Source organism: Paenibacillus sp. PK1-4R, assembly GCF_030369595.1.
Lineage (GTDB): Bacteria > Bacillota > Bacilli > Paenibacillales > Paenibacillaceae > Paenibacillus.
Window position 1 is genome coordinate 4,475,090 of the sequence record NZ_CP126535.1, and the last position, 25,226, is coordinate 4,500,315.

A 25,226-nucleotide genomic window follows, 5' to 3' on the forward strand; every position below is an offset into this window, starting at 1 on the left:
AAATACAATGGCTAAAAAACAAACATTTCTTGTACAAAAATTCTACGAACAGATCTGCTCTTTACTATTGCGCTCTTGGAGCCGCCAACAGCTTTTCAACGACAAAATCAAGTTGTTTATTAATTGAATAGATATCCGAATAGTAGAAGAAATCAAAATCAATCTCAATTAGGCGACCTTCTTTAACAGCCGGGATGCTACTCCATATTGGATCATCCGTAAGGTTATCTGCCCCTTCATACACCGAACGAAACACGTAGTCCCCGATATATTCAGGCAGTACTTCCATGGATAAATTGGAGCCTCCAGCTTCCGAAACTACATCAATTTTCTTTTGTACCACTTCAGGTGCTTTCATCCCCAAGTATTCATATAGTGCCTGAGATCCTCGGCCATATTGCTTGCTCTCTACAACGACCATACCTTTCAAACCGCCCTCAACAATGGAAACCGTTTTGTCCAATATGCCTGCATCTGCTAGCGTTTGCTTACTCTCTTCGACTTTGCTATTGAGATTATTGATTAATGTCTCAGCTTCCTGCTCTTTGCCAAAAATACTCGCTATACTCTGGAGTCTTTCTTCTGTTGTCATTTTCTCGTATGGAATATATACCGTAGGTGCGATATCCTTTAACAACGTATAGGTCTCTTCTGAAGGAACAATGATCAGATCCGGATCAAGGTCAATGACAGCTTCAGGATTCGGTTCGAACCAGGTGCCTAGTGAATTTACACCTTCAAGCTCACTCTTGTAGGCAGCCCCGTTGAATACTTCAGATGTAGCAATTGGCTTAATTCCAAGCGCAACGACGTCTCCCTGGAGATATAGTACAACAACCCGTTTAGGATTTGCTGGAACAACTACGTCACCCTTAACCGTGGAGACCGTGCGTGTTTCATTGTCTTTGTTCGTCTGGCTTCCTGTGTCTGATGATACTGCCGTACTGCTGTTATTGTTGGAACTGGCACCCGTTCCTTCGCCAGCTGCTGGTGTTGTTGCTGTACCTGAAGAGCAGGCTGCGAGGAGCATCGTTATGCTCAATAATGCAACCATAATCATACTGGAACTTGTTTTTCTTCTTTTCATTGGTGTAGACCCTCCGTCTATATATTGATAATGATTCTCATAATCAATATATCCCGACTTCCATCTTCGGCCAATGGACGATTCAGAGATTACCAATGGACGATCCTCTGTTCTCGCTTCTTCTCTCATCTTTCGTTGATACTGTATCGGAGAGATCCCCACATGTTTTTTGAAGATACGACTAAAATAATACACATCCGAATAACCCACTTCTGCTGCAATTTCACTCAGCGTTGCATCAGATCGCAAAAGCAGATTGCGAGCCTTAGCGATTCGGGTCTGAATTAAATAATCAATGGGACTGTGACCCGTCTGTCGTTTGAACTGCATGGATAAATGACGGGAGCTGTAGTTGAATTGTTCAGCCAGGAAATCAAGCGTGACCTGTTCCCTATAATGGTTCTGTATATAACGAAGTGTTTGTTTCACTGGGTCAGCAAGCTCTGTTTTGATCTCCTGCTCTGCCAACTGAACCATCATTTCATGAATGAATTGGTAAAATAAACTTTTTGTATGAAGCAGATCCAGACTCCCAGATTGAATCCATGCACCCTCAAGCTCATCAAGGTAACGTAACAACCCCAGCGGACTGCTCGGTGCAAATCCATATTGCAAAGAGAACGGCGCAACTTCCGGCTGTGCCAATAACCACTTTTTACGAGAACTAGGAAAGGCAAGGAATGCTCTGTAATAGAGCAGAATATATTCAAAATCTTCGTTGGTTTGGATATCCAGTGAAGATCCTTTCGCCCCATGAAGCATGTAGAACCGCTCTGCCTTGTATGTTTGTCCATCCAACTGAAGCACAGCCGATCCTCGAATCGTATATATAAAACCATTTGCCGGAAGTGTGTAAGAACTCAGTTGTGCCCCTGCCTCCATAACGATTCGGCGTATATCCAGAACCTTAACAGCGGCATGATTCCAGCATTTCATCTGTTCGTCTAATTGCATCGAATACTCTCCAATCCCAGCCTCACCCGGAACAAAGGCCTTACAAGGTCATCATCCTGCCACACATCCGATAACATATGTGTAGCAGAGCTTCACTAATATACCTTTATTATAAATGATAATAATTTTCATTATCAACTGTAATTTGGAGTGGAATTGGATTTCATCTCATCCATCACTTGTTACGCTTATTTTGGTTCAGAGATCTTCGTAAACCACGCGGCCAATTCCTCTGTTTGATCCAATGTTGCAATCGGGTCAAAGTACCATGAACGATCCGGGCTCCAGATAAACACACGATCATTTTTAACCGCATCCAGTGAACTCCAGACCGGTTTCGATTTTAACTCTTCCAGGGTCAAATTGTCCGCTGTTAGAATAATGTAGTCTCCGGCAAACTCAGGAATCGCTTCCGACGAAACTTCAACCAGTTGATCCTTCATTAAAATCTCTTTTTTATCTGCAGGAGGATTCAAACCAAGCGCGCTGTAGACTGCCTGACCTCCCCGACCAAAATTATCACCAAAGGCCAACGGTGCTTTATCATAGAACTGCATGACCGACACCTCGGCCTGCGAATCAATCGCCTCATGAACGCGCTTCTTGGCATCTGCAATTCTTGCGTCATAATCGGCTAACCATGCCTCAGATTCTTTTTCTTTATTTAGCACTTCACCGAAATAGGCAATTTCTTCGTGGGTGTTTTTCAATTCACCATAAGGTACAACCAAGGTAGGTGCAATTTTGCTAAAGGAATCAAATAAATCAGGATTACCTGTCAAAATGAGATCCGGTTCAAGTTCCAACACCTTTTCGAGAGAAATGGTTTCATATTCGCCAATATTTTGCACACCATCAAGTGATTCGATAAAATAAGGATTTTTCAGGTTCATCTCCGGTGTACCCACAGGTTTGATTCCCAGGGCGATCAGACTTCCCAAATACAAGTCAACCACAATCCGTTTAGGTTCAGCAGGGATTGTAATATCTCCCTTCACCGTTGAAATTGTACGTGGTTCAGATGTTTTGGTTTGATTATCCGCTGTTACTGTGTTTGTGGAACTTGATGCACTTTTGCTTCCCGATGCATCCCCGCTTGAATTGCTGGCAACACCTGTAGAGCAGGCACTTAACAGTAATGTAAGACTTAATAGAATACTAAGCAACATTCCCGTTCTTGTCTGTCTGTTCATATTTATTGACCCTCCATGCTTATATTGATAATGATTATCACCATCAGTATAAACATACCTTCCACTTCCACCTCTGAAAATGTCATTTCGCGCCATACCTAATGTCAGATCAGGCCAATATAGGGGTGCTGAGGTCTTTTCTTTGAATTGCAGAGGAGAAAGACCAGTATGTTTCTTGAACATACGTCCCAAATAATATCCATCCGGATAACCGATGCCGGCTGCAATCTCATCCAACGTGGCGTCTGTTTGCAGCAACATCTCCTTGGCTTTGAACAAACGAAACCGAATCAGATAATCGATCGGACTGGTTCCGGTGGACTGCTTGAACTTGCGTGACAAACTTCTGGGGCTGGTACCAATCATTTCTGCCAAAACTTGAAGTGTAAGTGGCTGGGTGTAGGAAGACTCTACAATTTCAATGACTTTGCTGACCTGATCCTTGATACTTGGATAACGATTGGATATACGAGGAATCTGTGATGAGATCTGCTCCACAAATGCATAGAACAAACTTTTGGCCTGAAAGTGCTGGATAAGGTTCTTTTGATCCCACAAAAAGTGCATCTGTTTCAATTGCTCATATAGAATGGTTGGCATATCGGGGGTAAAGCCATAGTTCATTTGGAACGGATTGATACGCTCCATTAACCTTCCCAGATCGTTTCTCCCTCCAGTAGGCAGGTTTGCTTTGTACATCAAGTAATATAGGCGCAATCCGGATTCACCTGCTTGAATCACCAACTTACTCCCTTTTCCCCCATGGAAAATATAAAAGCGACTCACTTCATATGTTTGGTTGTCAATCGTTACTTCAGCGTCACCCTGAATGGTGAGTACAAAGGTACTTGTCGGAAATTTGTATTTCATCTTTTCATATGCCTCTAATTCCATGTAACGGATATCTGTTATGCTCACCGCAGCATAGTTCCAGAGGATATAATAATCATTCCACATTTTACTAACCCATCTCCGTCTACATAAATTGTGTCTGTACTCTACGCACTTATTGATAACCATTATCAATTATTATGATGAAGTACGCAATACAACCGATGTAAATGAATCCATTCAGACGAAAAAAGAGCTATTCAAATCCTTCTCTTAACATCCGATATATGTAAATAGAACCATGATAAAGAGTAGAAGGAGAACAGAGGATATGAATTCAATCTCATCTGCAACCAAAAGCAGTTTCACTCCCGGGAATCAGGTCTCCAGTCGGGATAAAGAAATTCAGGGACTCATGCAGCAGAAGATCCGGCTCAATGAAGAAATGCAAGGTGTAAAAACCAATGACGAGTTGGATACCAAAACCAAGGCTCAGCGAATTAAATCCTTAACAAGCTCCATTTCCCAGATCGATAGCCAGATTGCCCAAATTAAAGCTGAAGAATTGCAAGAAAAGAACAAATTAAGACAGCCCGAAAAGACTCAACAGCAACACCCCCAACCAACCGACGAGACACAAGCCCCTTCACTGGATCACCTGATCAAGCATAGTCAGACTTATGATCAATTGGGTAAGCTGGTCGGCTTGCGTGATCGCATGCAGGGCTCCATTCAGACCACTGAAGGAGAGACGCGATTCGACCGACTCGTCCTGGAGATTAATCCTCCTACAAATGATCTCGATCTCGGCAAATCAATGATGTTGGAAAACTCAGAGCGCACCGTCTTTCAGGCAAAACGAGAGGTTGTTCAGGACATCAATTCTCAGCTCAGCAAGGTCAATCAAAAGATTGGGGATTTGGTGAAAGAGATCCATCAGCCCGCACCTAAAGAGGCAGCACAAACTCCTATCTCTGCAACATCTGGAGAAGAAGATCAGGAAATAAACGAAGGAAAGAAAACGGAAAGTAAAGAGAATCCATCAGATGGCGGAACCACAGACCAGAAATCCGGAAACGGCTCGCAAACTCCGGCTTCTGCATCTCCTGCTGCTTCATATCCATCCGTCGATATTCGAATCTGAGTACCCTTTGCTCAAACATACTTATATGTATACATAATGAGGTTGAAGTGTTTTCACAACACAGCACTCGACTCGCATCCATTGATAGAAAAACCGCTATTACAGGTGACTAACTCCTGATAAGTAGCGGTTTTTTTCTTGTATCTTTAACGTAAGTAGTTGTAGCTACTATGAGTATTTCTTATGTCTAACACGGAGTAATGGCGGTATCATTTGCACAGATGATGCTGCCGGCAATCGCTTTACAACCTTTTTTGATCCGTGTGGCCTCATTAATAATCTGATCTATGTTTTCATATTTTTGCTTGCTGTTGGTTACAACGGCGATAGATACCGACACGAGAGGGATCGGCCGATTCAGCCCAGAACGTCCTTCCCCCAGAACATATTGATTATCCCAATCATGTTCGTTGTAAAACGTCTTTTTCATTTCCTCAAAACCTGAGATGACTTCCTCACTAATATGTTTGTAATCATGGTGATTCAGGATTGTAATAAAATCATCACCACCAATATGTCCAAGAAACGCTTCAGGAAGAACAAAAAGTTTGCGAAGCAAGTTAGCTGTTGCCTGAATAAGCTGATCCCCCATTTTGAAGCCGTAGCTATCATTGTAGGATTTGAATTGATCGAGATCAACGTACAGTACGCTAAAATGGTCCATCTGAAGAGCCTGAGACAGCCTTTCATTTATGATATGATTACCTGGAAGACCAGTCAGCGGGTTCATAAAAATCGCCATTTCAGCCCGTACATCAGCAACAGCAAGCAGCAAACGGCGAATACTCACAGCTCCAAAGAAACTTTCCCCTGACGTGACCAACACAAGATCATATATTTCCCCTTCATCTCGGTCCATGGCTAGAACACTGACATCTGTAATCTGTTCCGAATAATCCACGACCAGTGCCTGCGTGTTCATCACCAGTTCTACAGGACGTCCCATATACAGATTATAGCCATACTGGGTGCCAATCTGCTGAAAGAATCGGGGCCGCATCATTAATGACACACCCTTCTCCCCCATAACAGCTATACCTTCCAAACTAGGATTGGACTTGAAAAGATGATAGACGATATCACATTTTGTATCAGATTGTACTACAGGAATCGGTTCAGCAATCTTGCCTATTTGCGTAAACATACTATTCTACTCCTCTGTTCGTAGCATCTAATCCGTACTTTTCAAATATATATGTAGGTCTTTGTCAATGGTCACATCGTACCACTTTCTACTTGAAAAAGCGTTAACTGAAAGTAAAAGTTTATGTAATAAAATTTTTATCCCTATGTTCTGTGTTATTTCGTTATGCAAAAATACCGTCATTTACTGGATATCTTAAATCCAATAATTGACGGTATTCGTTGGCATATATTACAGAAGTTTATCGACCTGAAATGAACGAATTCAGACATTGACCCCCAAAATTTATTTGGCTAGAATCTAATCTGAATCCAAAATTTCTTCTCCAATCATTACTCCTGACCCTTTCAGCTTACCTTATGCTCAATTCTCAGCTTGTCTGCAACCATCGCGATGAACTCGCTATTTGTTGGTTTCGACTTGCTGATGTTGATTGTATAACCAAACAAGTGGCTGATGCTGTCGATGTTACCGCGAGTCCATGCCACTTCAATGGCATGACGGATGGCACGTTCGACGCGGGACGGCGTTGTTTTGAATTTTTCGGCAATCGCCGGATACAGTGTTTTGGTGATGGCTCCCAAAATTTCGATATTGTTATACACCATCGTAATGGCTTCGCGCAAATACTGATATCCCTTAATATGCGCAGGTACACCGATTTCATGTATGATGGACGTAATGCTTGCATCCAGATTTTTGTGTTTGCCCATTGGCACAACATTGGATTTCATGAACATGGATGAACCGCTGCTTGTGGACATCGCGGTCTGTGTTCCAACCAGTTGACGCACACGATTCGCAAGCACTTCCATGTCAAATGGCTTGAGAATATAATAAGAAGCTCCGAGTTGCACGGCACGCTGTGTGATATTCTCTTGTCCGAATGCCGTAAGCATAATGACTTTAGGCTGTGGAGACAGGTTCAGGTTGCGCAAGCGCTCAAGCACACCCAGACCGTCCAGATGCGGCATGATAATATCCAGAATCAATACATCCGGCACATCCCGAGTTTGCTCCAGCAATTGCAGTACTTCTTCTCCATTGTATGCAATACCGGTTACTTCCATATCTTCCTGCTCAGATATATATTCGGCAAGCAAATTCGTAAATTCACGATTATCATCGGCCAGCAATACCTCAATTTTTTGCAAAACGGTATCCTCCTTTAAATTAAACATCGTTTCGTACATTTCCTTACAGGTTAAATTTTCGACACAGCAAGTTAAATTCCTCCTGTCGAAAATTATTTTTCTTTATTTTTTTTTCTTGATCCTATATAATAAATAATTTATTTCATTATCCGATATATTATGTTTGCTTTCGACAAAAAAGAACCTCAGGGCTGTTTAACCAGCCTTGAGGTTCTTATCGTTTTCCTTTTTCATCATAACGCCAGCATCTTGTAACATCCATTCAATGAAGCAACCGTAACCCGATTTTGGATCATTCACGAATACATGAGTAACTGCACCGATCAACTTACCATTTTGTACAATGGGGCTGCCACTCATACCTTGAACGATACCTCCGGTCTTATCCAGCAGTTTCGGGTCCGTGATTCGAAGTACAAGACCTTTTGTTGCTGGCTCGGTTTGATCTGCCACATGAACAATGTCAATCGAGAAGCGTTCAACTTGTTGGCCGTCAACCACGGTAAGTATTTCGGCCGGTCCTTCTTTGACTTCATGAGAAAAAGCGACGGGAATACCTTTTGAATACAGACTGTGCTCAGGATTTCCGGACATTTTACCAAAGATGCCAAAAGCCGTATTACGTTCAATATTGCCCAGAATTTTGCTTTCCTTGAGGAAATGAGCACGTTTTTCACCCGGATCACCGGTCTCACTTTTAGAAATGGACGTCACATTAGACTGAACGATCTGACCACTACCTACAACAATAGATGTTTGTGTGTTCATATCTGTAATGACATGGCCCAGTGCGCCGTATACGCCCTGATCTGGAGCATAGAAGGTAAGTGTGCCAACACCGGCTGCAGAATCACGAATGTACAATCCAAGCCTCCACGCTTGATCCTCGGAGTCATACGCCGGAGTTAATCGTGTCTTCACCGTTTCCTTACCACGTTTCAAAACAACATCAATACCTTTTTTACTTTTCCCTGCAAGTTCAACGGCCTCAGAGACACCTGCCACACCATCAAGGCGTTTACCATCCATATGCGTAATTAGATCTCCGAGCTTAATGCCTGCTGTTTCTCCTGGCGATACACGCTCATCCTGCCCAGAGTGGACCAGATGATGACCTACAACCAGAATGCCTGCCGATTTAACTTTGACGCCAATCGTTTGACCCCCGGGTACAACACGCAAATCCGGTATCACATTCACATGGACTGTTTTGACCGGAATTTTACCCCACAACTTCAACGTTAATTTGGCATGTCCCGTCTGTTGAGGGTGAAGATGCAAAGGTTGTTGCCTGGTAACATGCATCGCTGCCTGATCATCCAAACCAACGATATCAGGACGATCTACAACAGCGCTTGAAGCAGCAGGTACAGCGAGCCGGACATCCGCTTGCCTGCCAGCAAACACTTGCAATTCATCCGGCAGTGAAGCATAACTTTGCACAGGCTGAATGGCCTGGCTAATCACACAAAGAAAGAAGGCAAATAAAAGACCTAGCAATTTCTTCCTGAGGGGGGAATTCAATGGCTGTCACACTCCCTTTGCTTCTTTCGCTTGACGAAAGGTGGTCGCCAATTGCGTACCTATAAGATAACCTCGCCCCCAGGCTTTTATTACTGTCAATCATTACGCCAGCCGTCCGTTTCACCCTTTTTTGGCTTCCGCCAAATTCAGCATTTCCTGTGCGTGATGCAGCGTTTTTTCTGTAATTTCCACGCCGCCCAGCATACGTGCCAATTCCTTCACTCTGCCTTCGTCTGACAGCGATTCCACCTGCGTCATCGTCCGTCCATCGTAGACATGTTTCTCAATGAGATACTGATGATCTGCCATACAAGCCACTTGTGGTAAGTGAGTTATTGAGAAAACCTGACAAGTTGAAGACAAACGGAACAGTTTTTCCGCAATGGATTGAGCTGCTCTACCACTAACTCCGGTATCAACTTCATCAAAAATCAACACAGGTATCCGGTCATGTCGCGCAAAGATACTCTTCATCGCCAGCATCATTCTCGACAACTCACCACCTGAAGCAATCTTGCCAAGTGGTCGTAATGGCTCGCCCGGGTTCGGTGAGATCAGGAATTCCGCATTGTCCGCACCCTGACGATTCAGACGAATACGGCGTCCATTCCATTCAATGCCCTTCGGATCTTCGAAAGGAGTAATCTGAACACGAAGCGTAGTCCGTTCCATTTGCAGATCCTTGAGCTCGCTTTCCACCTGTGCAGCAAGTTCCTCGGCGCATTGTTTACGAACCTTGCTGAGTTCTTCAGCAGATTCCATCACAAGGTTAAGCATTTTGTCACGTTCAGCTCGCAATTTCTCCAGCCGTTCGTCCTTGTTCTCCAGTTGGTCGGTTTCATGGCTAATCTGATCATAATAACTCAGAATAAGTTCAACACTGTCCCCGTATTTCCGTCTGAGGCCAGAAATCAGATTCAGCCTTTGCTCCACTTCTTCCAGCCTTGCCGGATTAAATTCAATCTTCTCCCGGTAATCCCTTAACTGAAATGTTGCATCTTCCAATTGATAAAATGCGGATTGCAGCTGTTCTACGATTGGTTGCAGTCCTTTGCTATCATATCCAGAAATGTCTTCAATTCTTGAAAGAGCAATGCTCACAGCTTCAAGTCCGCGTTGACCACTGAGCAGATCATATGCACCGGCAACACTGTCCATCATTTTCTCACTATGGGATAGTTTGACCCGTTCTTCCCCGAGTAATTCATCCTCGCCTCGTGTAAGGCTTGCTGCTGCGATCTCCTCAAGCTGAAAGCGATACATGTCCAAGAGTTGATATGCCCGCTGACTGGACTCCTGAAGCGCACGCAGTTCTTTTTCAGCCGTGATAAACTTGCTGTAACGCTCCTGATACTTCGCTTTGACAGGTCCTATTACTTCCGAGCCATAAGTATCGAGAAGCCCCAGATGGCTCTCTGCACGCAGCAAACTCTGATGTTCATGTTGTCCATGAATATTGATCAGCTTCTCGCCTACTTCCCGCAGCATGGTCAGATTGACCAATTGCCCATTAATGCGGGACGTACTTTTCCCCTGTGTGTTCAGTTCACGTCGAATGACCAGATGCTCTTCCGGCTCACAGTGGATACCGAGCTTCTCTAATGTCTGCCAGACCGGATGACTTGGTTCCATCTCGAACAAGGCTTCCATCTCTGCCTTCTCACATCCGTACCGGATCAGATCAGCTGAACTTCGTCCACCAGCAATTAAGCCAAGTGCATCTATAATAATCGACTTTCCTGCACCCGTTTCACCTGAGAGTACATGGAATCCCGGATGGAATACAACGTCCACTTCTTCCACCACAGCCAGATTACGAATCGATAACGTAACTAACATCTGCAAAAACACCTCCGGATGACTAACTCAGAAATTATGTTTTTGAACCATTGCTTTAAGCAATATAACCCATGATGCGTTCAATAACGGTCACGCTGTTACCTTCAGTCCGGCAGATAATCAGAATGGTATCATCTCCACAGATCGTCCCCATGACTTCATTCCATTCAATATTATCAAGCAAAGCTGCAATGGAGTTTGCTGTTCCCGGCAAACATTTCATCACAACCAGATTGTTTGTGTGATCAATGTGCAGGAAGTTGTCAACGAGTGCACGCTTCAACTTTTGAATCGGATTATATCGTTGATCTGTTGGTAAAGAGTACTTGTATCTGCCATCATCCATCGGAATCTTGATTAACAGAAGCTCCTTGATATCCCGGGATACCGTCGCCTGAGTTACCTGAAAGCCTGATTTCCGCAGTGCTTCAACCAGATCATCCTGGGTCTCAATTTCATTTTGACTAATGATTTCGCGAATCTTGATGTGCCTTTGTCCTTTCATACATGCCTCCAGTTAAATGTATTGCAATAAAGCAGCATTTGTAATTCGCCGCAGACTTTGCCCTGCAATGTTTATTCTTTTATATTAGTCCAGATCATCCCCATCATACACATCTTCCTGATAGTCCATGAGCCTGATTAACTTAATATCGGAATCCTCCACGTCAACATACAGCAATCCTTCACAGCCAGGATATAACAACAGATAATTGAGGAAGCGATCCCTTAGCGCAGGGCCGGTCATTTCAATTGGCTGCCTGCGACGAGACGTTTTCACCAGGTATCTGAGATCCTCACGTTCTGCAACATAATCAATGAATAATCTGCTGTAATAAACGGATTCATTGGCCTCAAAAGCCAAAGGAACTTTCATTTTGCCACCGATGACTTCGTAACCCTGTGCTTCAAGCAACTCCAAGGCCGGGGAATCCTGAATCTTCACGTTCAGTTGCATTCCAGACAAGCTTACCGGTATCGGTCGGTTCACCCAATTACGTAAGCCAAAGAACAGCCACAAGATCAAACAGACAGCAAGTATACCTATAACGATTGTGTCATATTGACCATCCATTATCGCTCACCTCGAAGACATATTCGAGGTTCAGTAACGATTTCCCTTTACGTCAATCACCTTTCCAGCGAAAAGAAACCCATCTTATGATGAGTTTCCCGTAAATGTATGAGCTGCTTCCTTTGCAACTTGCTCTGCAAGTGCATCAAGTGAAGCTGGATCGTTCTCTGGTTGTGTTGCCTCTGGTTCTTCCAGACGCCAATGAGCGAGAAATTCTATATTACCTTCTCCACCGGTTATCGGGGAGAAAGTTAAACTCTGCAGATGCAAACCAAGTTGACTGGCAAAATGAAGCATCGTCTGCAATACATCCTTGTGTACTTTCGTATCACGTACTACACCGGACTTGCCTACTTTTTCACGTCCTGCCTCAAATTGAGGTTTAATCAATGCAACGATATCTGCAGGTTGTTTCAAAAGAGCCAGGAGTGGCGGTAATATGATTCGCAGTGAAATGAACGACACATCAATGCTCGCAAAGTTCGGCACTGGTCCCGTTAGATCTTCCGGAGTCACATAGCGAAAGTTGGTTCGTTCCATAACAGTAACCCGCTCATCATTACGCAAAGACCAGTCGAGCTGATTATAACCCACATCAATCGCGTAGACGTGAGACGCGCCATGCTGTAGTGCACAATCCGTAAATCCACCGGTGGATGAACCAATGTCGAGCATGACAAGTCCATTCATATCAAGGCCGAAATGGCGGATCGCTTTTTCGAGCTTCAATCCGCCTCTGCCGACATAGGGATGTACCGAGCCTTTAACTTTCAGCTCGGCTTCCCTTGGAATTTTCATGCCCGCCTTTTCGATCGGCTCATTATTGGCATACACCAGTCCAGCCATGATTGCGGCTTTTGCCTTCTCACGACTTTCATAATAGCCCTGCTCAACCAGCAGAACATCAATTCGTTCTTTCGGGAGTGACATGTCTGTCTCCTATCATGTAAATTTACGAAGGAAAACGTGTTTTGGGTATGCCGTAAGATGATTGAACAGCCATCTTGCGTAGTTCAGCACATACATTCTCAACGGTAAGACCCACTTCCTCACGTTGTTCCTTAATACTGCCATGCTCGATGAAGCGATCCGGAATCCCCATCAATTGTACATGAACATCATGTAGTCCCTGCTCTGCATAAAACTCCAGCACTGCACTACCCATGCTACCTGCTTGGGATGTTTCTTCAAGTACAATCAATTTGGTGCCTCGAACAGCTAATTCACGCAACATCTGCTCATCAAGAGGTTTCAGGAAGCGAGCGTTGATTACGCCTGCTGTGATACCTTCCCGCTTCACCATCTCTGCTGCTTCTTCTGCAAGCTGCACCATCGATCCTGAAGCGATGACAGCATATCCTTCCGATGGACGCAGTTGCTCCCATGATCCAATCGGAATCGGAACAAGTACATCATCCAGAGGTACACCCACCACATTGTTTCGTGGATAACGGTAAGCAATTGGACCTTCATTATAATCAAGCGCCGTTTTCATCATATGACGCAATTCATTTTCGTCTTTTGGCATCATCAGAACGATATTTGGAATATGGCGCATAAATGCCACATCGTATACCCCTTGATGTGTTTCCCCATCCGGACCAACAAACCCGGCACGGTCAATAGCAAACATCACGTTAGCATTATGACGGCAAATATCATGTACAATCTGATCATATGCACGTTGCATAAACGTAGAATACACGGCAAAGACCGGTTTCAAGCCTTCCATAGCCAGCGCAGCACACATGGTTGCCGCATGTTGTTCTGCGATCCCTACGTCAATCATGCGGTCCGGAAATTCCTTACTAAATGGAATAAGACCTGATCCTGTAGGCATTGCTGGCGTTACAGCTACGATCCGCTTATCCTGCTTAGCAAGATCAATTAACGTTTGACCAAACACTTCCGTGTACATCGGTTTTCCGACTGCCTTCAGCACTTGACCGGATTCAATTTTGTACGGAGAAATCCCGTGCCACTTGTGCGAATCGGCTTCTGCTGGCTGATAACCTTTGCCTTTGGTCGTGAGCACATGAACGAGCACAGGACCATCAACGTTATCTGCCTGTTTGAAGGTTTCAATCAATTTGGGAATATCGTGCCCATCAATCGGTCCCAAATACGTGAAGCCCAGTTCTTCGAAAAGAACACCTGGTACCATCATATATTTGACACTATCTTTGATCCAGCTTGCCGATTTGGCCAAACGATCCCCAATAGCTGGGATTTTTTTGAGCATCCCCTCGACATCATCTTTCGCTTTCAGATAATGACGATCCGAACGAATCTTGCTCAAATATTTATGCATGGCCCCAACGTTTGGAGCAATGGACATTTCATTATCATTCAGAATAACCATCAGTTTTCTCTGCTCATGACCGATATGATTCAGAGCCTCAAAAGCCATACCACCTGTAAGCGCTCCATCACCAATCATCGCGATAACTTGGTTGTCCTCACCCTTCAGATCACGTGCAAGGGCCATCCCCATCGCAGCGGACAATGAAGTACTGCTGTGTCCAGCTTCCCATACATCATGTTCGCTTTCGTTGCGTTTGACAAATCCGCACAGGCCATTATGTTGACGCAATGTATCAAAGCGATCCATACGCCCTGTCAGGACTTTATGCACATAAGCCTGATGCCCTACATCAAAAATCATTTTGTCTGCTGGACTGTTATAGCAGTAATGCAGGGCTACCGTGAGCTCAACCACGCCTAAGTTGGGTGCGAGATGCCCACCTGTAACAGACAGTTTCTCAATCAGAAACTGCCGGATCTCTGCCGACAAAAGGGCAAGATCATCCTGAGACATCGACTTTAGATCACTGGGTTGTTTAATTTGTGGAAGCAGCACGAGAATCTCCCCGCTTTCCTAGATTGTTTAGTTATTGTTGTAAATCGATATATACATTATGAATCAAATGACATTAAATCATTATAACATAAAAGAACAAGAATCATAATTTACTGCACTATACTCCCGATAACGAGCATTCTCGCCAGCAAGTTATTTAAAATTCTTCTCCATATGTATTCCCGCATCCACTCGGGACAGACTTTTTCCATCTACTCGGAAAAAGGACATTACATTCATTACACGGTTATACAGGTTTTGAAACAGCGCGTTTTATCAGAATCTAATGGTCTCGACGCATCAGGTAATCTGCAATTTCCAGCAATCTGGATGCATCAGGTAACTCAGCTCTTTCAAGTGCGTCTTTTGCAGATTGGGTAAGAGATTTCACCTCAGCTACAGAAGCCTCCATGCCAATAAAATAAGGATATGTTACCTTCTGCTGATTCACATCGCTCTGTGTTTTCTTGCCCATCTTCTGCTCGTCACCCGTCAAGTCGAGAATGTCATCCTGAATTTGGAACGCCAGCCCCAGATCACGGCCAAATACACGCAAGGCTTCCAATTGTCCTTCCGTTGCTCCACCGATTCGTGCTCCAGCAATGAGGGAGAAAACAATCAGGTCACCTGTTTTGTGCAAATGAATATATTGAAGCTGTGCAAGATCAGTTATGCCTTGCTCGCCTTCCATATCCGCAACTTGGCCACCGACCATACCTCTTGCTCCAGCGAGTTCGGACATGTCCTCTACGATGGACAGCAACGCATCTGCCGCCACACCGCTACGGCGTCCAGCTTGAACAATGCTATAAAAAGCATGGGTTAACAGCGCATCGCCTGCCAATATGGCTGTTGCCTCACCATATACCTTATGATTCGTTAATTTTCCCCTGCGGTAATCATCATTATCCATAGCAGGCAGGTCGTCGTGGATCAGTGAATACGTATGAACCATCTCCACGGCGCAGGCTACCGGCATTGCAGCTGTACGCTGTGCACCGAAGGCTTCCGCCGCAGCAACGACCAGAAGAGGACGAAGGCGTTTGCCTCCGGCCATGAGTGAGTACTGCATCGCATCCGTCAACGATTGGGGTACATCCCAGTGATCGGGAAGCGTGTGTTTCAACGCTTCTGTCACCGCAGCTGTGACCTCTTCGAGGTATGCTTGAAACGAAGGACGATTACTCATGGACTTCACCGCTTTCATCGTCAGCAGTTCCGAAAGGCTTCTTGCGAAGCTCTCCATCTTCTTCTACGATCATCTCGATCTTGCGTTCCACTTGTTCCAGCTTCAGACCGCAAAGTTGCGAAAGTTTCATCCCGCGTTGAAACAGATCGATGGCCTGTTCCAACGGAACATCACCATGTTCTAGCTGACCTACGATGTCTTCCAATGCCGCCATTGCCTCTTCAAAATTCAATTCCGGTTCATTCGCCATGGGTATTGTCGTCCTCCTTCATTCCCCAAACCTGACAGTCCAGCTGTCCGTCTGTTAATTTAATCTTAATTGAATCTCCAGGCTGTACATCCTTTGTGGACTTGATTAATCGCTGTTCCTGCTCGTCATAGACAAGACTGTATCCACGTGACATGACTTTAAGCGGGCTGAGCGCATCCAGATGCCGCACAGATGATTTCCACTGTTGTTGCTTTGATCTGGTTATAGACCTGATCGCAAGTTCCAGTTGTCTGCGTGCTGCCGCATTCTCACGGCGTGCTGCATTAACCTGCTCACGAGGATTGAATCGTTGCAGTGCTGCCCGCAGACGCTCCTGCTTCTCTCCTGTCCATTTCATACGCGTATCCACTGTTCTCAAAAGCCGTTGGTGCATCATATCCAGTCGTTCGGTGTGTTGCATCAAGGTACGTCTTGGATGAACCAGCACCGGCGAACGCTGTAATCTTGCTAGCCGTTCGCGATTATGTACAGCACGCTGACGCAAGCTATGCTGTAACTGGCGCTGACGTTGTCCGATCTGATCAAGCAACTCAGCTCGATTAGGTACAGCTAATTCAGCAGCTGCTGTAGGTGTAGCCGCACGCAAATCGGCTGCAAAATCAGCAATAGTGAAGTCCGTTTCGTGCCCAACCGCAGAAATGATAGGAATATCCGAAGCAACTATTGCTCTTGCCACAATCTCCTCATTGAACGCCCACAATTCCTCCAGTGAACCGCCTCCACGTCCAACGATAAGTACATCGGCTTCTCCCATCCGATTCAGGTTGCCAATCGCTTTGACGATGGAAGGTGCTGCACCCTTGCCTTGAACCAGAACAGGATACAAAACAACTTTGGCAGAAGGGTATCTGCGCTGGAGTGTGATCATGATGTCCCGCACCGCCGCTCCCGTCGGTGAAGTTACAACCCCGATGGTCTGTGGATAACGAGGGATCTGTCTTTTTCGAGAAGGTGAAAACAATCCTTCTTCCTCGAGCTTTTTCTTCAGCTGTTCGTATGCCAGATACAGACTTCCAATCCCGTCCGGCTGCATATGGGTAGCGTAGAATTGATACTGCCCATCCCGTTCATACACCGAGACATTACCACGAGCAATAACCCTTGCACCCTCCTTCGGTACAAAGGGTAATCGCTGGTTATGGGACGCAAACATAATCGACTTAATCCGGCTGTCCTTGTCCTTCAATGTAAAATACATATGGCCGCTGGAGTGATGTGTGAAGTTCGAAATCTCCCCGCGTAGCCAAACGTCCGACAGGACCTGATCCGATTCTAGTTTCATTCGAATATATCGGTTCAGGTCTTTGATGGAGTAGATCTTTTGATCTGCCACAGACAAAACCCTAGGCCAATCCGTGAGCGCGCTTGGCAGCGATCAATGTATTTTGCATCAGCATTGTGATTGTCATCGGGCCAACACCACCAGGAACCGGTGTAATTGGACCAGAAACTTCTTTCACACTCTCAAAATCAACGTCTCCTGCCAGTTTGCCATTCTCCAAACGGTTCATGCCGACATCAATAACAACAGCACCCGGTTTCACAAAATCAGCATCCACAAAATTGGCACGGCCGATGGCTACAACTAGAATGTCCGCCTGGCGTGTAATTTCTTTCATGTTGGCTGTACGGGAATGACACATCGTTACCGTTGCATTCTCACGTTGGAGCAACAGGGATACCGGTTTGCCGACAATATTGCTTCTTCCGATGACTACCGCATGTTTACCGGACATTTCCAGTCCAGTACGCTTGATAAGTTCGATTACACCAGCAGGGGTACATGGAAGCAGACTATCGTCTCCAATAACAAGATTACCAACATTGACTGGATGGAATCCGTCTACGTCTTTATCTACGGCAATTGCATCAATGACCGCTTTCTCTTCGATATGTTTCGGTAGTGGGAGTTGAACCAAAATTCCGTTTATGGATTGTTGATTGTTCAGCTTGTCCACCAGCGCAAGCAGATCTTCTTGGGACGTATCTGCATCCAAGCGATGCACTTCGGAGTAGAAACCGAGGTCGTGACATGCTTTTTCTTTATTACGCACATAGACTTGGGATGCCGGATCTTCCCCGACGAGCACAACAGCCAGACCAGGTACTACCCCCTGTTCGCTAAGCTGTTTCACTTCTGTTGTCATGCTTGCGCGGATCTCTTGGGATACTTCTTTACCGTTAATAATAGATGCTGTCATTGTACTCTCTCTCCCTTATGTGAATATAAATTTAGAGGTTGTTCAAAAAAACCGCTTTTGATTACGAAGGATACTGAAAACCGGTCCTTTTGAACATGCTCCATAGTTAATCCTAACTTAAGATAATTTTGCTTTAATCGCGTCAACTTCCTGAATCATGCGTCCAAGTACACCATTGACAAACTTGCCGGATTCTTCTGTACCAAAATATTTGGACAGTTCAATCGCTTCATTGACCGATACCTTTGCCGGGATGTCATCACGGAATACCATTTCATACGTTGACAGTCGTAGAATCTGGCGATCTACACGTGACAGACGGCTAATCTGCCATCCTTTCAAATAATCCACAAGCAGCCCGTCAATTGCTTCCTTATTATTCCAGGCTCCTTGTACAATCTCAGTAACATAAGTACGCATTACATCTGCATCGCGGATAACTACTTCGGTTTCATTATCTTCAGCAGCTTCATTGATCAACATGTTTACAGCTTCTGCTGCGCCTACCTCATTCATTTCCATCTGATACAGACTTTGTACTGCAATTTCCCTTGCCAAACGTCTTTTCATGTCCTGCCTCCTGCAGCGCTCCGTCTGGAGCGTCATCATGCTTATTTTATAATCCATGCATCCATCTCATCAAATCCTGTATCGGTTAGATCGATGGCTTACACGGTATTGTTATTGTTATCCCTTTTCACAAAAAAACCTGCAATACGTTTCCTCCAAAAAACGGGCAACCTAAACTACAGCTCTATTTTCGGAAGAAACATATTGCAGGGTTCAGGTAGGTCACTTAAACGGACGCCAGCGATCGCCAAGCCATTGTCCCCACTCCCTCCAGGGAATGGACGAACCCAGCTTCGAATCGCTCCGTCTGCCTAACGTATAACCGATGAACACCAAGAGTGCAAAGAACAACATATCCCAAAAACCGATCCATACATAAAGAAATCCAAAAAAGATGCCGCCGATAATTCCGGTAATTCGGCCTCTGTGACTATCCCAAATCTCTTTCCACAGCATCAGTGAAACTCACCTCATTCCACTCGACTCTTGTAGTTAGGCGACTGGGTTACATTAGCGATATACACCGTGACAAAAGAAACCGGGATGCCCGTAATCTCTTGTACATGATCATGAATCGCCTTTTGCAGATCAGAAGTCAGCGCAGGAATAGGGGTCTCACCATCCACTACCGCTCGAATCATAATCTCCAGTCCTGACTCAACCACACGTATGCGTGCCTTGACATCACGTACTCCCCGGAAACGGGAAGTTGCCTTCAAACAGAGATTCTCAATCGTCTCCATCGAAATCTGTACATCACCAAACTCAGTACGTTGATCTACAGACGGCAACGATGCACGCTCACGCCGAACCGAGATGTAGAAAAATCGCAAACTCAGGATAAACAAAATCGCTGCTGCAATAACCGACGCAACAATAACGTTTTGTTCCTGCTGGTAATTCAATTCGTAAGGCAGCACACCGCTAATCAGAAGAATGACGGCTGCCGATATTGCTCCAACGCTTATGCTGTATATAAACAACAGAAGCCGATCCAGTATTTTAGCCACGAACTGCACAGCCTCCCTTGCTCACTAACATGACTTAACCTTTTCACTAGCAAAAAATCAGATCCTCATCTAGCTTTCGCTATAATGAAGACCTGTCCAAGACGGGATAACCCCCGGCAGATGATGCCGGGGGAATCTGTCTTCTTTTATTTTACGCGCTGACTGTTCAGGTCGATCTCTTCCACTTTCTCGGTGCTCTTGAACTGAACGTCATGAATGTGCACATTCACTTCATTCACATTCAATCCTGTCATATTCTCGATGGAACGTTTCACGTTCTGTTGAATCTCCGTAGCTACTTGTGGCAAACGGTATCCGTACTCGATAATTACGGAAACATCAACTGCAGCTTCACGTTGGCCCACTTCAACTTTAACACCTTTGGAAAGGTTTTTGCGACCAAGCAATTCAGCAAATCCGCCAGCGAATCCGCCACTCATGCCTGCAACACCTTTCACTTCAAGGGTTGCCAATCCAGCAATCACTTCAATAACTTCAGGTGCGATCTGGATTTCACCGATATCCGTTCGTTCAAATTCAGTCGGTAGTGTACTCATAACTGTTCAACACACCTTTCGCGAGATAAGTTTGCGGCCATCCGTCAGGGCGCTGGACTCAGGTTAATCAACCTTCAGAACCCTTCCGGTCCGGCTTTACCGGAACTCCTGCAAACATCCGCGAGGTGCGGGCTTATCCTTTGCAGGAGACATGCGCTCTTATTATTACATACTATATCATTTGGGCTACATTATGACAAACAAGCCCAATATACCTTTTAAATCTCGTTTTCCTCAAGAAATTTGATATCAAAGTCCCCACGAATGAACGTTGGGTGCTCCAGCAATTTCTGATGGAAAGGAATAGTTGTAGATATGCCTTCAATCGCAAATTCCCCAAGCGCACGTTTCATCTTGGCAATCGCCTCTTCACGATTCGCTCCCCACACAATCAATTTTGCGATCATGGAATCATAGAAAGGTGAAATGGTATAACCCGGATAAGCAGCACTATCTACACGAACGCCAGGTCCTCCCGGTGCAAGGTAGAATCCGATTTTGCCTGGTGATGGCATAAAGTTACGGTCCGGATCTTCTGCATTGATACGACATTCAATGGACCAGCCATTGATAACCACGTCTTCCTGACGGAATGAAAGTGGGTTGCCTTCAGCTACGGAGATCATCTCACGGATCAGATCCACGCCAGTAACCATCTCAGTAACCGGGTGCTCTACCTGAATACGCGTATTCATTTCCATGAAATAGAACTCGCCATTCGGGCTGAGCAGGAATTCCAATGTACCCGCTCCCGAGTAATCCACAGCAAGGGCAGCCCGTACTGCAGCTTCGCCCATCAGTGTACGCACATCTTCGGAGAGAATTGGACACGGAGCTTCCTCTACCAATTTCTGGCGACGACGCTGAACCGAGCAATCACGCTCTCCCAAATGTGCTGCATTTCCGTGTTTATCAGCAATGATCTGAATTTCCACGTGTTTCATACCTGTCAGGAATTTCTCCAGATATACACCTGCATTGCCAAATGCCTTTTGTGCTTCCTGCTGAGCAGCAGTAATCTGCTTAATCAGCGTTTCTTCATCTTCGGCAATACGAATTCCCTTACCTCCGCCACCAGCAGTAGCTTTGATAATGATAGGATATCCGATATCTCTAGCAATCATGATGGCTTCATCCATATTTTCAACAAGGCCGTCTGATCCAGGAATAACAGGTACTCCTGCATCTTTCATCGTCTGTTTGGCAACAGCCTTGTCACCCATTTTGGTGATGGCTTCAGGAGAAGGTCCAATAAACGTAATATTGCAAGACTCACAAATTTCCGCAAAATCAGCATTCTCCGCCAAAAAACCGTAACCAGGGTGGATTGCATCACATTCCGTCAGTGTGGCTACACTCATCAGGTTTGTGAAGTTGAGGTAACTGTCCTTAGACAGTGTCGGTCCGATACAATAAGCCTCATCTGCAAGACGAACATGCAGAGAATCCTTGTCCGCTTCCGAATAGACGGCTACCGTTGAGATGCCGATTTCACGGCAGGCACGAATAATACGTACCGCAATCTCTCCACGGTTCGCAATCAGTATTTTTTGAAATTTCATTTCGTTTTGTCCTCCTTCGAAGCTCATGCGGTTAGCTGTTTACCAGCTATAACGGTTATTCCGGTTTCACCAGGAAAAGGGGCTGCCCATACTCGACCAGCTGTCCGTTCTCAACCAGCACTTCAACGATTTCTCCCTTGATGTCCGCATCAAGCTCGTTCATCAGCTTCATAGCTTCGATGATACATACCGTTGTTTTCTCAACAACTTTATCACCAGCGCTCACAAAAGGACCCGCTTCCGGCGAGGAAGCTCTGTAAAAAGTACCTACCATCGGAGATACAATTTTATGTAAATGACTTGTAGTATCGACCTGCGGTGCAGCTTCACTTACCACTGCGGCCGGCTGTACTTGCGGAGCAGCAATCATTTGCGGTTGCACAGCAGCTGCTTGTACATACTCCGTTTTGCCCGGTTTGCGGATCGATAACCGTGATCCTTCATTTTCAATTTCCAACTCTTGAACGGAACTTTCATCTACCAGTTTAATCAGTTCTTTGATTTCACTCAATTTAAACATTTCCATTATTCACTCCTTCGGCATCATGCCAGTCTCACTAGGACGGTCATATGGCTTTATGTATTATATCATAATCATTAAAAATGGAAAGAGCCCGAGAGTACAACCAGCTCCCGGGACTGCATTTCCATGATTTGGATTACTGTTCTGTGACGTATTGCACGCTGATTTTGTTCTGTGAAACCGCCAATTCTTTCATGACCAGATCGACAATGGATACCGCCTGTTTTACATCCAGTTTGTCACTGAGGACCACCACTTTATACTTGTCGGCATCTTCTTGAACGATCGCATTAGCGTACTGTTGAGAGAGCGTCTCTTCAATGCCAGTGATTTTGGCTTCTTTTTCTTCCAGTGTACGGAGTTGCTCCGTTGCTTTGGCATTCTCCTCTGGCGTTTTGCTCAGATCACCTGCCACGGTCATCAGTTCCTCGTACTTGCGATTGTTGCTTTCTTCACGTTGCCACTGGTAGTTCTGGAACTGGCTGCTCGCAGATGCTGTCGTATTCTGCTCTTCCATTTCCTTGAGGACTTCCTCATCTGTCTTGGTTGCAGTGCCGCCTGCCTGACCGTCTGTCTCCGGTGTAGTTGTTGCCCCTTTGTCGGTCTCTTTGTTGGTTTCTTTGCCTGCCTCACTCTTATTCTCGCCTGGTTCGACAGCAGGTGTTTTCTCTGTATTTCCAGCTTCTTTACCTTCCGTAGCCGCCGGTTCTTCCATAGCGCCAGCCGCACTTGGATCACTTTCAACTTCGCCGCTATTCACCACTTCATTCACAACCAAACCTTCTGTAGGATCAAGAATGCCTGCCGTCTCCTTTGCTTCCCCTTGCTTGATTCCATCCACTTGCTGACTGTCTGCCACCGGCGCGTTGATTGGACCGGAATCCTCAGTGAACAGATAATACGCGGACAAAATGACCATCAGACTCAGCATGGAAACGAGCCATACCGTTTGACGTTTGTTATTCATTAGAACTTCCTCCTCAAATTGGCTTCAATCTTATGAGAATTGAATCTTGTGATTCAACACATCAGATTAGTCTTGTTTGCGCGGGACAACCGAGATCCGGTAGGCTGCCACATTCAGTCCTTTTTCCACAGCATCGGTTATCAGGTCCTTCACAACCTTGTTCTCTGCACCCCTCGCAACCACAAGCACCCCACGGATCTGCGGTTTGAGCTTTTTGGTCACTATAGGTGTCTGATCCCCTGATATTTCGTACGTAATAATCTCGCCATCACGGGTATATTGCGTCATATGTCGCTTGCCCCCGCTAGCATCGGTTTCTTCGGTAAGTTGCTGAGAATCCTTCACGTTCCGCTGAACGACCAGTTCTTCTGTGGAATCCACGGTAACCATCACATCAACCGTCCCCACACCAACAATGTTTTCGAGCACACCTTTGATTTTGTCTTCAAATGCAATTTCGATCGCTTGAAAAGGATTCTGTTCTGACGGATCACTCTGTATGGATGCCATGGATGTTGCCGGGTCCGGTGGTTCCCGACCGATATTTTCGGAATCAATTTTTTTGACATTGACGAAGGAATTGAACAGCATGATTCCCACCCCGATCAAACCAAGGATAATCAGCCAGCGGAAGGTTTGACTTCGCCTTGCCCCACCCTCTCCGCCACCCATCCAGGTTTCCATCTTTTTGAACCATTGTTTCATCGGACACCCTCCTTCTCAGAGCACTCCAGCACTTTTTGGTTCTGTCACTTGAACGTTGTTTGCATCAACATCCCACTTTTCAGTCAACAATGTAATAATCTGCACCGCATGTTCGGACCTTGTGGATGTCTCACCTTGCTGCTTCGTCTCATCTGCCTGATCACGTATAACAGGCTCGGAAGACGCTTCATTTTCATCACGTTGCCCTCTACTCACATCAATCTGAATATCAGGCACTTCAATCTGACCAACCTGGATGGGCTCCTGAATTTGATGTGTTTCATCCTTCTCGGATTCTGTGTTAGTTCCAAATATGGGTTGTGTATTTGCAGCGACTTCTTGCTGGCCTGCCTTCACTTCTCCTTCTGCACCCTCTCCGGCCATCTCGACCAATACACGCTGGATCACAGGCAGTTCGACTGATGAGGCAGCTTCCATCTCGGTTTCATATTTACTCATGGTCAGCTGTACCTCTACGGACCGCACCTTGGCACCTGTTGTTTCTTCAATCTGACCTTTCATGACATTAGCCAGTTCTTTGGCTGTCCATTGTAAGGATTGTTCCTGTTCATTGGATTGCAGCCGCTTGCCCTGAGCTAATATCTGTTCGAGTGTTGCATTCCCATCCGATGGAGCATCCATTGCCGACATTGCCCGTTTCAGTTCGCCAACCGGATCACTTTTGAGGAGCTTGGTTATGGGTGATAAAAGGGTCAGCAGGATGAGAAGGCTCAGCACAAGCTTGACATAACGTTCCATGGATCGATTGGGCAACAGCATATCCACAAAAGTCGCCAGCAGAACGATCATAATCAATTCCTGGAGCCAGTTGCTCAGCCACCCCATCCTTTCCATCCCCTTTCTTG

At 45.4% G+C, this 25,226-nt stretch carries 24 protein-coding genes; 1 reads left to right on the forward strand and 23 read right to left on the reverse strand.

Annotated elements, in window-relative coordinates:
* Positions 1-64 precede the first annotated feature (64 nt).
* A complete protein-coding gene (locus tag QNO02_RS19410) occupies positions 65-2,041 on the reverse strand; it encodes an AraC family transcriptional regulator (RefSeq protein WP_289389703.1) in 1,977 nt (658 codons plus the stop codon).
* 188 nt (positions 2,042-2,229) lie between these two features.
* Positions 2,230-4,104, reverse strand: a complete 1,875-nt coding sequence (locus QNO02_RS19415) for an AraC family transcriptional regulator (protein WP_289389704.1) — start codon at positions 4,102-4,104, stop codon at positions 2,230-2,232.
* A 292-nt stretch (positions 4,105-4,396) separates the two neighbouring features.
* Here QNO02_RS19415 and QNO02_RS19420 point away from each other — a divergent pair, with 292 nt between their 5' ends.
* A complete protein-coding gene (locus QNO02_RS19420) occupies positions 4,397-5,209 on the forward strand; it encodes a hypothetical protein (RefSeq protein WP_289389705.1) in 813 nt (270 codons plus the stop codon).
* A gap of 187 nt (positions 5,210-5,396) precedes the next feature.
* On the opposite strand, the gene QNO02_RS19425 is transcribed toward QNO02_RS19420, so the two are convergent.
* The 21 genes from QNO02_RS19425 to spoIIIAF form a co-directional block, all read right to left on the reverse strand.
* Positions 5,397-6,353, reverse strand: a complete 957-nt coding sequence (locus tag QNO02_RS19425; RefSeq protein WP_249913468.1) for a GGDEF domain-containing protein — start codon at positions 6,351-6,353, stop codon at positions 5,397-5,399.
* Between the two features lie 347 nt (positions 6,354-6,700).
* Positions 6,701-7,507 carry a sporulation transcription factor Spo0A gene (gene spo0A, locus QNO02_RS19430; protein ID WP_062835258.1) on the reverse strand — a complete coding sequence of 269 codons (807 nt, stop codon included), beginning with the start codon at positions 7,505-7,507 and terminating at the stop codon, positions 6,701-6,703.
* Positions 7,508-7,702: 195 nt separating this feature from the next.
* Positions 7,703-9,031, reverse strand: a complete 1,329-nt coding sequence (spoIVB, locus tag QNO02_RS19435; RefSeq protein WP_076215808.1) for a SpoIVB peptidase — start codon at positions 9,029-9,031, stop codon at positions 7,703-7,705.
* Between the two features lie 120 nt (positions 9,032-9,151).
* Complete coding sequence (gene recN, locus QNO02_RS19440) at positions 9,152-10,870, reverse strand: DNA repair protein RecN (protein WP_253438793.1); 1,719 nt, start codon at positions 10,868-10,870, stop codon at positions 9,152-9,154.
* 55 nt (positions 10,871-10,925) lie between these two features.
* A complete protein-coding gene (gene ahrC, locus QNO02_RS19445) occupies positions 10,926-11,375 on the reverse strand; it encodes a transcriptional regulator AhrC/ArgR (protein WP_017687604.1) in 450 nt (149 codons plus the stop codon).
* A gap of 84 nt (positions 11,376-11,459) precedes the next feature.
* A complete protein-coding gene (locus QNO02_RS19450) occupies positions 11,460-11,945 on the reverse strand; it encodes a hypothetical protein (RefSeq protein ID WP_091028828.1) in 486 nt (161 codons plus the stop codon).
* An 84-nt stretch (positions 11,946-12,029) separates the two neighbouring features.
* The gene (locus QNO02_RS19455) at positions 12,030-12,875 is read right to left on the reverse strand and encodes a TlyA family RNA methyltransferase (protein WP_091028825.1); all 846 of its coding nucleotides are present in this window, start codon (positions 12,873-12,875) and stop codon (positions 12,030-12,032) included.
* A 22-nt stretch (positions 12,876-12,897) separates the two neighbouring features.
* A complete protein-coding gene (gene dxs, locus QNO02_RS19460; RefSeq protein ID WP_091028823.1) occupies positions 12,898-14,805 on the reverse strand; it encodes a 1-deoxy-D-xylulose-5-phosphate synthase in 1,908 nt (635 codons plus the stop codon).
* Positions 14,806-15,088: 283 nt separating this feature from the next.
* On the reverse strand, positions 15,089-16,012 hold the full coding sequence (locus QNO02_RS19465) for a polyprenyl synthetase family protein (RefSeq protein WP_289389709.1): 924 nt from the start codon (positions 16,010-16,012) through the stop codon (positions 15,089-15,091).
* A complete protein-coding gene (gene xseB, locus QNO02_RS19470) occupies positions 15,987-16,244 on the reverse strand; it encodes an exodeoxyribonuclease VII small subunit (protein WP_017687599.1) in 258 nt (85 codons plus the stop codon). The genes QNO02_RS19465 and xseB overlap by 26 nt, the downstream gene beginning before the upstream one ends.
* A complete protein-coding gene (xseA, locus tag QNO02_RS19475; RefSeq protein WP_289389710.1) occupies positions 16,234-17,598 on the reverse strand; it encodes an exodeoxyribonuclease VII large subunit in 1,365 nt (454 codons plus the stop codon). The genes xseB and xseA overlap by 11 nt, the downstream gene beginning before the upstream one ends.
* 10 nt (positions 17,599-17,608) lie before the next feature.
* On the reverse strand, positions 17,609-18,466 hold the full coding sequence (folD, locus tag QNO02_RS19480) for a bifunctional methylenetetrahydrofolate dehydrogenase/methenyltetrahydrofolate cyclohydrolase FolD (RefSeq protein WP_017687597.1): 858 nt from the start codon (positions 18,464-18,466) through the stop codon (positions 17,609-17,611).
* A 117-nt stretch (positions 18,467-18,583) separates the two neighbouring features.
* Positions 18,584-19,036: a transcription antitermination factor NusB gene (gene nusB / locus QNO02_RS19485; protein WP_017687596.1), complete on the reverse strand. Its 453-nt coding sequence runs from the start codon at positions 19,034-19,036 to the stop codon at positions 18,584-18,586.
* 222 nt (positions 19,037-19,258) lie between these two features.
* Positions 19,259-19,492 (reverse strand): DUF2273 domain-containing protein, encoded by a 234-nt coding sequence (locus QNO02_RS19490; RefSeq protein WP_017687595.1) that lies wholly within the window; start codon positions 19,490-19,492, stop codon positions 19,259-19,261.
* A 14-nt stretch (positions 19,493-19,506) separates the two neighbouring features.
* Positions 19,507-20,046 (reverse strand): alkaline shock response membrane anchor protein AmaP, encoded by a 540-nt coding sequence (gene amaP / locus QNO02_RS19495; RefSeq protein WP_017687594.1) that lies wholly within the window; start codon positions 20,044-20,046, stop codon positions 19,507-19,509.
* A gap of 146 nt (positions 20,047-20,192) precedes the next feature.
* Positions 20,193-20,603: an Asp23/Gls24 family envelope stress response protein gene (locus QNO02_RS19500; RefSeq protein WP_017687593.1), complete on the reverse strand. Its 411-nt coding sequence runs from the start codon at positions 20,601-20,603 to the stop codon at positions 20,193-20,195.
* Positions 20,604-20,821: 218 nt separating this feature from the next.
* Positions 20,822-22,165: an acetyl-CoA carboxylase biotin carboxylase subunit gene (gene accC, locus QNO02_RS19505; protein ID WP_036614375.1), complete on the reverse strand. Its 1,344-nt coding sequence runs from the start codon at positions 22,163-22,165 to the stop codon at positions 20,822-20,824.
* Positions 22,166-22,220: 55 nt separating this feature from the next.
* A complete protein-coding gene (accB, locus tag QNO02_RS19510; protein ID WP_036614903.1) occupies positions 22,221-22,685 on the reverse strand; it encodes an acetyl-CoA carboxylase biotin carboxyl carrier protein in 465 nt (154 codons plus the stop codon).
* 139 nt (positions 22,686-22,824) lie between these two features.
* A complete protein-coding gene (locus tag QNO02_RS19515; RefSeq protein ID WP_289389713.1) occupies positions 22,825-23,655 on the reverse strand; it encodes a SpoIIIAH-like family protein in 831 nt (276 codons plus the stop codon).
* Positions 23,656-23,721: 66 nt separating this feature from the next.
* Positions 23,722-24,360 carry a stage III sporulation protein AG gene (spoIIIAG, locus tag QNO02_RS19520; RefSeq protein WP_017687589.1) on the reverse strand — a complete coding sequence of 213 codons (639 nt, stop codon included), beginning with the start codon at positions 24,358-24,360 and terminating at the stop codon, positions 23,722-23,724.
* A gap of 15 nt (positions 24,361-24,375) precedes the next feature.
* Positions 24,376-25,206, reverse strand: coding sequence for a stage III sporulation protein AF (spoIIIAF, locus tag QNO02_RS19525; protein ID WP_289389714.1), 831 nt, complete (start codon positions 25,204-25,206; stop codon positions 24,376-24,378).
* Positions 25,207-25,226 lie beyond the last annotated feature (20 nt).

Bases quoted from the DNA above. Each gene is read 5' to 3' on its own strand.
- recN (WP_253438793.1), bottom strand. From the start codon at position 10,870: ATGTTAGTTACGTTATCGATTCGTAATCTGGCTGTGGTGGAAGAAGTG.
- ahrC (WP_017687604.1), bottom strand. From the start codon at position 11,375: ATGAAAGGACAAAGGCACATCAAGATTCGCGAAATCATTAGTCAAAAT.
- QNO02_RS19450 (WP_091028828.1), bottom strand. From the start codon at position 11,945: ATGGATGGTCAATATGACACAATCGTTATAGGTATACTTGCTGTCTGT.
- spoIIIAF (WP_289389714.1), bottom strand. From the start codon at position 25,206: ATGGGGTGGCTGAGCAACTGGCTCCAGGAATTGATTATGATCGTTCTG.
- spoIIIAG (WP_017687589.1), bottom strand. From the start codon at position 24,360: ATGAAACAATGGTTCAAAAAGATGGAAACCTGGATGGGTGGCGGAGAG.
- QNO02_RS19500 (WP_017687593.1), bottom strand. From the start codon at position 20,603: ATGAGTACACTACCGACTGAATTTGAACGAACGGATATCGGTGAAATC.
- QNO02_RS19410 (WP_289389703.1), bottom strand. From the start codon at position 2,041: ATGCAATTAGACGAACAGATGAAATGCTGGAATCATGCCGCTGTTAAG.
- folD (WP_017687597.1), bottom strand. From the start codon at position 18,466: ATGACAGCATCTATTATTAACGGTAAAGAAGTATCCCAAGAGATCCGC.
- QNO02_RS19420 (WP_289389705.1), top strand. From the start codon at position 4,397: ATGAATTCAATCTCATCTGCAACCAAAAGCAGTTTCACTCCCGGGAAT.
- QNO02_RS19425 (WP_249913468.1), bottom strand. From the start codon at position 6,353: ATGTTTACGCAAATAGGCAAGATTGCTGAACCGATTCCTGTAGTACAA.
- xseB (WP_017687599.1), bottom strand. From the start codon at position 16,244: ATGGCGAATGAACCGGAATTGAATTTTGAAGAGGCAATGGCGGCATTG.
- QNO02_RS19465 (WP_289389709.1), bottom strand. From the start codon at position 16,012: ATGAAAGCGGTGAAGTCCATGAGTAATCGTCCTTCGTTTCAAGCATAC.
- accC (WP_036614375.1), bottom strand. From the start codon at position 22,165: ATGAAATTTCAAAAAATACTGATTGCGAACCGTGGAGAGATTGCGGTA.
- QNO02_RS19455 (WP_091028825.1), bottom strand. From the start codon at position 12,875: ATGTCACTCCCGAAAGAACGAATTGATGTTCTGCTGGTTGAGCAGGGC.
- QNO02_RS19415 (WP_289389704.1), bottom strand. From the start codon at position 4,104: ATGAAATACAAATTTCCGACAAGTACCTTTGTACTCACCATTCAGGGT.
- nusB (WP_017687596.1), bottom strand. From the start codon at position 19,036: ATGAAAAGACGTTTGGCAAGGGAAATTGCAGTACAAAGTCTGTATCAG.
- QNO02_RS19515 (WP_289389713.1), bottom strand. From the start codon at position 23,655: ATGAATAACAAACGTCAAACGGTATGGCTCGTTTCCATGCTGAGTCTG.
- QNO02_RS19490 (WP_017687595.1), bottom strand. From the start codon at position 19,492: ATGCTGTGGAAAGAGATTTGGGATAGTCACAGAGGCCGAATTACCGGA.
- accB (WP_036614903.1), bottom strand. From the start codon at position 22,685: ATGTTTAAATTGAGTGAAATCAAAGAACTGATTAAACTGGTAGATGAA.